The sequence below is a fragment of the Mycobacterium sp. 852014-50255_SCH5639931 genome, from assembly GCF_001665605.1.
Taxonomy (GTDB): Bacteria; Actinomycetota; Actinomycetes; order Mycobacteriales; family Mycobacteriaceae; genus Mycobacterium; species Mycobacterium paraffinicum.
In genome coordinates, this window is the sequence record NZ_LZSV01000025.1 from 26,208 (window position 1) to 33,950 (window position 7,743).

Sequence of the window (7,743 nt, forward strand, 5' to 3'; positions counted from 1 at the left end):
GCGAGACGCGCGCGGCGCGCCAGCCCTCGTCCGTAGCGGGCGGATCCGGATCGCCGCGCAGGAGTTCGTCGGGGTGGTGCGCGCGGTTGATCTCGGACCCGGCGTCGAGTTTGGTCGCATCCCGCACCAGCGCGCGCTCGGCGTCCGCGACATCCAAGGGCGATACGCGGGAGGGCAGGAGATCCACCGCCGCGCATACCGCCCGGATGTGGTCCTCGCCGACCGCACCGTCGGCCACCGCGGCCGCCAGTGCCGGGAGCTCCGGTGCCACGGGCGGACCGGTCAGCGACCGCCGCGGCCGGATCCGGGCCGCGAGCCGGAAGCGGCGGGTGATCTCCTTGGGCGTGATGCGCAGCCGCGCCCACAGCTTGTCGCGCACCCCCGGCACGAACCCGCTTCCATCGGGCGGGTCGGCGATCTCCGCGAAGAAGCGGTACATCAGCCCCCGGTTGGTGCGTTCCCGGGTTTCCAGCCGTTCGGCGACCTCGACCCGGAAGTCGTTGCCGACCACATCCGACGACGTATCCCGTAGCACATCGTGGGCGGCGTCGATCGCGTGAAGAGCGGCACCGATCCGCTCTCGTGCCTGTTCGGCGCTCATCCGGAACCCCACGAGCCAACATTATCGAACAGGCGTTCGACAATATGCACGCGAGCGCGGTTTTGTGGATGGATCTCCGACTGTGGATAACCCGCGGCCTGACGTGCCAGGATGAGGCAAGGCCAGTGCCGCAACAAACGAGTGGTGTGCCAATGCCTGGTATGGACAAGCCCACGGGGCGGGTCGTCGCCCTGATCGTGCTGCTGCTCGTCGTCTCCGCCGCGCTGCGGGGCTACCTCCCTGCCGCCCACCACGAGGAGCGCGGCGAGGCCGCCGGCAGCCGGGTGGCACTGATATTCGTGGTGGTCGCCCTCGGCGTGACCCTCGCGCTGGTGGCGATCGCGGTCATCGCGCGGTTGCGCGACCCGCGCGCGGCGGCGCCGCAAGCGGGCCAGCTGTCCGAGATGCTCGGCACCGGCAGGGGCCGGCCGAGCTGGCGCGTGGTGCTGATCGCGTTGGCGGTCATCGTGGCCTGGCTGCTGATCGTGATGGTGGCGTCCCGCCTGTTGGCGCCGCACGGTGTCGGTCAGGCGCAGCCCCCACAGACGAACGGCGCTCCGTCGGCGGAGCATGGCAACGCCCCCGCGACGCAGCGGCCGCATTCCCAGAACGGCGACATGTTCGGCATCCTGCTCGCCGCCACCGTCCCGATGATGCTGATCATCGTCACGGGGACCGTGGTCATGTCGCGCAGGCGGTGGCGCGCGGCGACGCCGGGCGCCGTCATCGATGGTCACGCCGAATCTCCGGCGCCGCCGACACGTTCGGAATCTCTGGTGCGAGCCGCCGAACGGGGGCTGGCCGAGATGACCGATCTCAGCCGGGAACCGCGCGAGGCGATCATCGCCTGTTATGCCGCGATGGAACGCGAACTCGCCCACGTGCCCGGCGCAGCCCCGCAGGACTTCGACACCCCGACCGAGGTATTGGCCCGGGCGGTCGAACACCATGCGCTGCATGCCGATAACGCCGTTCAATTGGTGAACCTGTTCGCCGAGGCGCGATTCAGCCCGCATGTGATGAACGAGGGGCACCGCGACCTGGCGGTGCGCGTTCTCCAGCTGGTCCTCGACGAGCTGGGATCCCGGAGTCCCGTATGAAAAAGACGCTAGCCCTGGGCATCTGCCTCATCGTTGGGATCGAGCTGTTGGCGTTGATGCAGCACGACCGCCAATTGGTGCTGGCCGCCGCGGGTGGTGCCCTGGCTCTGGTGCTGCTCACCGTCCGTCGCATCCTGGGACGCGGAATGCGGCCCGAGCCCGAAGCGGACCCCGACGACCTCGGGGATTCGTTGCGCCGCTGGCTTTCCAACACCGAGACGACGATCCGGTGGTCGGAGTCGACCCGGGTGGACTGGGACCGGCACCTGCGCCCGATGCTCGCGCGCAGATACGAGATGACGACCGGCCAGCGACGATCCAAAGACCCCGTGGCGTATCAGGCGGGCGGTCAAATGCTGTTCGGGGCCGAACTGTGGGAATGGGTTAATCCGAACAACGTCACGCGGACCGGCGACCGGCGACCCGGTCCCGGCCGTGCGACGCTGGAAGAGATTCTGCGAAAGTTGGAACAGGTATGACGCTGCCGGCGGCAACAACCACAGCGCACTGCGAGGCGGTGCTCGACGAGATCGAGCGGGTGGTGGTGGGGAAGCGTTCCGCGCTCACCCTCATCCTCATCGCGGTGCTCGCCCGCGGCCACGTTCTGATCGAGGACCTGCCGGGCCTGGGTAAGACGCTGATCGCCAGGTCGTTCGCCGCCGCGCTCGGCCTGCAATTCACGCGCGTGCAGTTCACCCCGGACCTGCTGCCCGCGGACCTGCTCGGCTCGACGATCTACGACATGCAGTCGGGTCGTTTCGCGTTCCGGGCGGGACCGATCTTCACCAACCTGTTGCTCGCCGACGAGATCAACCGCACGCCGCCCAAGACCCAGGCGGCGCTGCTCGAGGCGATGGCCGAAGGCCAGGTCAGCATTGACGGTGAAACACATCCGCTGCCAAAGCCTTTCGTCGTTCTCGCGACAGACAATCCGATCGAGTACGAGGGCACCTATCCACTGCCGGAAGCGCAGCTCGACCGGTTCGCGATCCGCCTGGAACTGCGCTACCTGTCCGAGCGCGACGAGGCCGCGATGTTGCGCCGGCGCCTCGAACGCGGGTCGGTGGAACCGACCGTCAATCAGGTGGTGGATGCGCACGACCTGCTCGCGATGCGCGAATCGGTCGAGCAGGTGACCGTGCACGAGGACGTGTTGCACTACGTGGTGTCGCTGGCGAACGCCACGCGCCACCATCCGCAGGTGGCGGTGGGCGCCAGCCCGCGCGCCGAGCTCGACCTGGTTCAACTCGCCCGTGCCCGCGCGCTCTTGCTCGGCCGGGACTATGTGATCCCCGAGGACGTCAAGGCGCTCGCCGTCCCGGCGGTCGCGCACCGGATCACCCTGCGCCCGGAGATGTGGGTGCGCAAGATTCAGGGCGCCGACGTGGTCGGGGAGTTGTTGCGCCGCTTACCGGTGCCCCGCACGGGCCACGGGGACACGTGACCCGGTCCCCGGTTGAGTTCCGCTGGCGCGCATCGCACTTGACGCGGGCGATGGCCAGCTGCGCGGGGTTGGCGCTCGCGGTCGCGGTGATCGGCGCCCGGTGGCAGCTGATCGCGTTCGCGGCGCCGCTGCTGGGCGTGCTGTGCTCGATCAGCTGGCAACGACCCGTGCCGACAATCCGCGTGCACGGCGATCCCGATGCGCAGCGGTGCTTCGAAAACGACCGCGCGCAGCTGCGCATCTGGGCGACGGAAGAGGGCGCGGCAACGGGGTTTTCGGCGGTCGAGGTCACGGTTGCGCCCGTGGAGGGGATGCAGCTCGAAGTTCTCGACTCGGACTCGGGCCGGACCAAACGGGTTGCGGCAACGGCGCAACGCTGGGGCCGGTACTTCATCCGGGCCCGGGTCGACGCGGTCGCGCGCGGCGGGCTGCTGTACGGGACGGCGACCGTCGACGCCGCCGAAGTCATCGTCTTTCCCCTGACGCCCCCGCAGTCGACGCCCATCCCGCAGACCGAGCTGCTCGACCGCCTGGGCGCCCACCTCACCAGGCACGTCGGCCCCGGCGTCGAATACGCCGACATTCGCGCTTACGTGCCCGGAGACCAACTGCGCGCGGTGAATTGGCCGGTGAGCGCGCGCCGCGGCCAACTACACGTCACTCAGCGCCTCACCGACCGCGCCGCCGACGTGGTGGTGCTGATCGACACCTATCGCCAGCCGGCGGGCCCGGCGACCCGCGCCACCGAACGCGTGGTTCGCGGCGCCGCGCAGGTCGTACAGACCGCGCTGCGGCACGGAGACCGCGCCGGCATCGTCGCCCTGGGCGGCAACCGCCCGCGCTGGCTGGGCGCAGACATCGGGCAGCGCCAGTTCTATCGGGTCCTCGACACGGTGCTCGGCGCCGGCGATCGATTCGAGAAGACAACGGGCACGTTGGCGCCGCGCGCGGCCGTTCCCGCCGGCGCGATCGTCATCGCGTTCTCCACGCTGCTCGATACCGAATTCGCGCTCGCGTTGATCGATCTCCGCAAGCGGGGCCACGTCGTCATCGCCGTCGACATCCTCGACAGCTCCCCGTTCGAGGGCGAGCAGGATCCCCTGGTGGACCGGATGTGGACGCTGCAGCGCTCCGCCATGTATCGCGACATGGCCACCGTCGGCGTCGACATCGTGTCGTGGCAAGGAGATAGCGGGCTGGAGCAGTCCATGGGTGTGCTCCCGGACCGCCGCCGCAGGCTACGGGGACGGCTCGGTGGCTAACGACGAGAAGGTGGCACCGCCGCGGCTGTGGGCCCCGGTGTTCTCAATCGCGTTCGGCCTGCTGATGGTCGGCTTGGCCGCCGACGGCACGCACGGACGCGCCGTGGCCGCTTGGGCAACGGCCCTGGGCGCGGTGGTGGCGGGGACGGCATTTCGTCCGGCCGCAACGCTTGCGGTGCTGCTGTCGGTGGTCACCATCGTGCTGTCCGACCCGCCGCTCGTGTTCGTCGCGCTGTCGGGACTGAGCGCCGCCGCCTACCTGGTGTGCCGCCACGCGGTCGGCGGGTCGGCCAGTGTGATGCTCGGCAGCTGGCCGACAGCCGTTGGCGCCGTTGGGTTCACGTTCGCCGGGTTGGTCGCGACGTCGTTCCCGCTGCAGCTGCCGTGGTTGCCGCTGGCCGCGCCGCTGGCCGCCCTGGCCGTTTACGTGCTGACCGTGCGCCCGTTCCTCGGCTGATCTCAGTGCAGCAGCTGGGCGGCCTGGTCGGCGAGGTCGAGCACCGGCTGCGGGAAGATGCCCAGCACCACGGTAATCGCGGCGCACACGGCGATCGCGGCCTTGCTCAAAATTCCCGGCGCCACCACGTCGGGGGTGTCGTCGGTTGCCTCAGTGAAGAACATCGAAACGATTACCCGCACGTAGAAGTAGGCGGCGATCCCACTGGCCACCACACCGATGATCACCAGCGGTGCCGCGCCGCCCTGCGCCGCGGCCTTGAACACGGCGAGCTTGCTGACGAACCCGCTCGTCAGCGGGATGCCTGCGAAGGCCAGCAGGAACATCGAAAACATCACGCCCACAATCGGTGAGCGCTGCCCGAGTCCCGCCCAGTGCGACAGGGTGGCGTCCTCGACGCCGTCGGCATCGCGGATCAGGCCCACGATGGCGAACGCGCCGACGGTGCTGAAGCTGTAGGCGAGCAGGTAGAACAGCGTGGACGAGAGGCCCGCCTGGTTATCGGCGATGACGCCGGTGAGGATGAACCCGACGTGGGCGACCGAGGAGTAGGCGAGCATCCGCTTGACGTCGGTCTGGTTCACCGCAGTGATGGTGCCCACCGCCATGGTGAGGATCGAGATGGTCCACAGCACCGGGCGCCATTGATCGTGCAGAGGCGGCAGCGCGACGTAGACCACCCGCAGCAGCGCGCCGAAGGCCGCCACCTTGGTGGCCGCCGCCATGAACCCGGTGATGGGCGTGGGCGCACCCTGGTAGACGTCCGGAATCCACGAATGGAACGGAACCGCACCCACTTTGAACAGCAGGCCGACGGACAGCAGCGCGACGCCCACCAACGCCATCGAGGTGTCCCCGTGTGCCGCCAGCGCATCCCGGATGCCGGTCAACAGCAGCGTGCCGGTCGCGCCGTACAGCAGCGCCACGCCGTACAGGAAGAACGCCGAAGAGAATGCGCCCAACAGGAAGTACTTCATCGCCGCCTCCTGCGAAAGCAGGCGCCGATGACGGGCCAGGCCGCACATCAGGTACAGCGGCAGCGAAAGAACTTCCAGCGCAACGAACATCGTCAACAGGTCGTTGGATGCGGGGAAGACCATCATGCCGCCGACCGACAGCATCGCCAGTGGGAACAGCTCCGTCTGCGCGGCCCCGGCCCGCTCCGCGTCGCGCTCGGCGTCGCTGCCCGGGACCGCGGACGCCTGGGGGGTGAAGGAATCCAGGCCGACCGGCCCGGCGGCGCCCACCCCCGCGGCGACCTTGCTGTCCGCCTTGGCTTGCGTGCGTTCGGCCATGAAGATGACCGCCAGCACCGCGACCAGCAGCACCGTGCCCTGCAGATACAGGGTCGGCCGGTCGACGGCCATCGCGCCCAGTACCGTCGCGCGGCCGGAGGCCGGGACGGAGCGGCTCACCGCGATCACCGCGACGAAGGCTGCGACCAAACCGGCCAGGGCCAGCGTCACCTGGGCGCCATAGCGAATCCGCCTGGGCACGAACGCTTCCGCGAGGACGCCGACCACGGCGACGCCGAACACGATGAGCGTCGGGCAGAGCAGGAAGTACTCGATGCTGGGGGTGGGGAGGGTCATTATCGCGGTCCTTCGGCTGTCCGGGGTGCGCGGTTGACCGCCGGCACGCTCGGCGCGGGATCATGCTGACCGATGGTGGTCATGGTGTTCTCGACGGCGGGGTTGATGATGTCCAGCACCGGCTTCGGGTAAACCCCGAGAACGAACAACAGTGCGATCAACGGTGCGACGACGAGCAGTTCGCGCGCCCGCAGGTCGCCGATCTTCTCGTTGCCGGAGGCCACCGGTCCGGTCATCATGCGCTGGTAGAGCCACAGCATGTAGATGGCGGACAACACCAGCGCGGTGACACCGAAGGCGGCGGCGAGCCAGTACCGGTTGAAAGTGCCCAGCAGGACCAGGAATTCGCTGATGAATGGCGCCAGACCGGGTAGCGACAGGGTGGCCATCGCCGAGACGAGGAACGTCCCCGCCAGGATGGGCGCCACCTTCTGCACCCCGCCGTAATCGGCGATCTTCCGGCTGCCGTGCCGGGATATCAGGAAGCCCGCGATCAGGAACACCGCCGCGGTGGACAGGCCGTGGTTGAGCATGTACAGCGTCGAGCCGCTCTGCCCCTGGCTCGTCATCACGAAGATGCCCAGGATGATGAACCCGAAGTGCGAGATGGAGGTGTAGGCGATCAGGCGCATGATGTCGGTCTGCCCGATGGCCACGACCGCGCCGTAGATGACACCGATGACGGCCAGCACGACGATCAGGGGCCGGAAATAGGTTGAGGCGCCGGGGAACAGCTGCAGGCAGTAGCGCAGCATGCCGAAGGTGCCGACCTTGTCCATCACCGCCATCATCAGCACCGCGGTGGCCGGGGTGGCCTCCACTGCGGCGTCGGGCAGCCAGCGGTGGAACGGCCACAGCGGCGCTTTGATGGCGAAGGCGAACATGAAGCCCAGGAACAGCGCCTTGAACACCGCGGAGTCGGCCCCGTAGCGGCCGGAGGCGACGCCGGCGACGATCTCGCGGAAGTCGAAGGTGCCCGAACTGTGCTGCGCGGTGACCACGTACAGCCCGATCACGGCGGCCAGCATGATCAGCCCACCGAACAGGTTGTACAGCAAGAACTTCACCGCCGCGCGTGACCTGCCGGCCCCGCCGCCGAAGCCCCCGATCAGGAAGTACATCGGGATGAGCATGGCCTCGAAGAAGACGTAGAAGAGCAACACGTCCAGCGCCTCCAGCGACATCACCACCAACAACTCGATGACAAACATCACCGCGACAAAACAAAAAACAAAACAAACACAGCAAACACATCAGAAATACAAAACAGACACCTGGTCGCGCTGG

Annotated in this window: 7 protein-coding genes and 1 pseudogene; 5 read left to right on the plus strand and 3 right to left on the minus strand. The window is 68.5% G+C overall.

Annotated elements, in window-relative coordinates; genetic code table 11:
* Window positions 1-33: 33 nt before the first annotated feature.
* Window positions 34-601: pseudogene (locus tag A5758_RS26555) on the minus strand (DUF222 domain-containing protein); the annotation flags it as partial.
* A 152-nt stretch (window positions 602-753) separates the two neighbouring features.
* Between A5758_RS26555 and A5758_RS15310 the strand changes: the two are divergent.
* The 5 genes from A5758_RS15310 to A5758_RS15330 all read left to right on the plus strand — a co-directional run bounded on the left by A5758_RS15310 (window position 754) and on the right by A5758_RS15330 (window position 4,864).
* Window positions 754-1,701: a DUF4129 domain-containing protein gene (locus tag A5758_RS15310; protein ID WP_067741441.1), complete on the plus strand. Its 948-nt coding sequence runs from the start codon at window positions 754-756 to the stop codon at window positions 1,699-1,701.
* Window positions 1,698-2,180 carry a hypothetical protein gene (locus A5758_RS15315; RefSeq protein ID WP_067208288.1) on the plus strand — a complete coding sequence of 161 codons (483 nt, stop codon included), beginning with the start codon at window positions 1,698-1,700 and terminating at the stop codon, window positions 2,178-2,180. The genes A5758_RS15310 and A5758_RS15315 overlap by 4 nt, the downstream gene beginning before the upstream one ends.
* A complete protein-coding gene (locus tag A5758_RS15320) occupies window positions 2,177-3,145 on the plus strand; it encodes a MoxR family ATPase (protein WP_067741445.1) in 969 nt (322 codons plus the stop codon). Before A5758_RS15315 ends, A5758_RS15320 begins: the two co-directional genes overlap by 4 nt.
* Window positions 3,146-3,195: 50 nt before the next feature.
* Window positions 3,196-4,407 (plus strand): DUF58 domain-containing protein, encoded by a 1,212-nt coding sequence (locus A5758_RS15325; protein WP_156622650.1) that lies wholly within the window; start codon window positions 3,196-3,198, stop codon window positions 4,405-4,407.
* Window positions 4,408-4,471: 64 nt separating this feature from the next.
* Window positions 4,472-4,864 (plus strand): hypothetical protein, encoded by a 393-nt coding sequence (locus A5758_RS15330; RefSeq protein WP_231987330.1) that lies wholly within the window; start codon window positions 4,472-4,474, stop codon window positions 4,862-4,864.
* Window positions 4,865-4,866: 2 nt separating this feature from the next.
* Here the strand turns inward: A5758_RS15330 and nuoN are convergent, their stop codons facing one another.
* On the minus strand, window positions 4,867-6,456 hold the full coding sequence (gene nuoN, locus A5758_RS15335; RefSeq protein WP_067741458.1) for an NADH-quinone oxidoreductase subunit NuoN: 1,590 nt from the start codon (window positions 6,454-6,456) through the stop codon (window positions 4,867-4,869).
* On the minus strand, window positions 6,456-7,667 hold the full coding sequence (locus A5758_RS15340; protein WP_369816446.1) for an NADH-quinone oxidoreductase subunit M: 1,212 nt from the start codon (window positions 7,665-7,667) through the stop codon (window positions 6,456-6,458). Before A5758_RS15340 ends, nuoN begins: the two co-directional genes overlap by 1 nt.
* Window positions 7,668-7,743: the final 76 nt, after the last annotated feature.

What these genes read in the sequence shown, in the direction of transcription:
- A5758_RS15310 (WP_067741441.1), top strand. Translation starts at nt 754, where the DNA reads ATGCCTGGTATGGACAAGCCCACGGGGCGGGTCGTCGCCCTGATCGTG.
- A5758_RS15315 (WP_067208288.1), top strand. Translation starts at nt 1,698, where the DNA reads ATGAAAAAGACGCTAGCCCTGGGCATCTGCCTCATCGTTGGGATCGAG.
- A5758_RS15320 (WP_067741445.1), top strand. Translation starts at nt 2,177, where the DNA reads ATGACGCTGCCGGCGGCAACAACCACAGCGCACTGCGAGGCGGTGCTC.
- A5758_RS15325 (WP_156622650.1), top strand. Translation starts at nt 3,196, where the DNA reads ATGGCCAGCTGCGCGGGGTTGGCGCTCGCGGTCGCGGTGATCGGCGCC.
- A5758_RS15330 (WP_231987330.1), top strand. Translation starts at nt 4,472, where the DNA reads ATGGTCGGCTTGGCCGCCGACGGCACGCACGGACGCGCCGTGGCCGCT.
- nuoN (WP_067741458.1), bottom strand. Translation starts at nt 6,456, where the DNA reads ATGACCCTCCCCACCCCCAGCATCGAGTACTTCCTGCTCTGCCCGACG.
- A5758_RS15340 (WP_369816446.1), bottom strand. Translation starts at nt 7,667, where the DNA reads ATGTTTGTCATCGAGTTGTTGGTGGTGATGTCGCTGGAGGCGCTGGAC.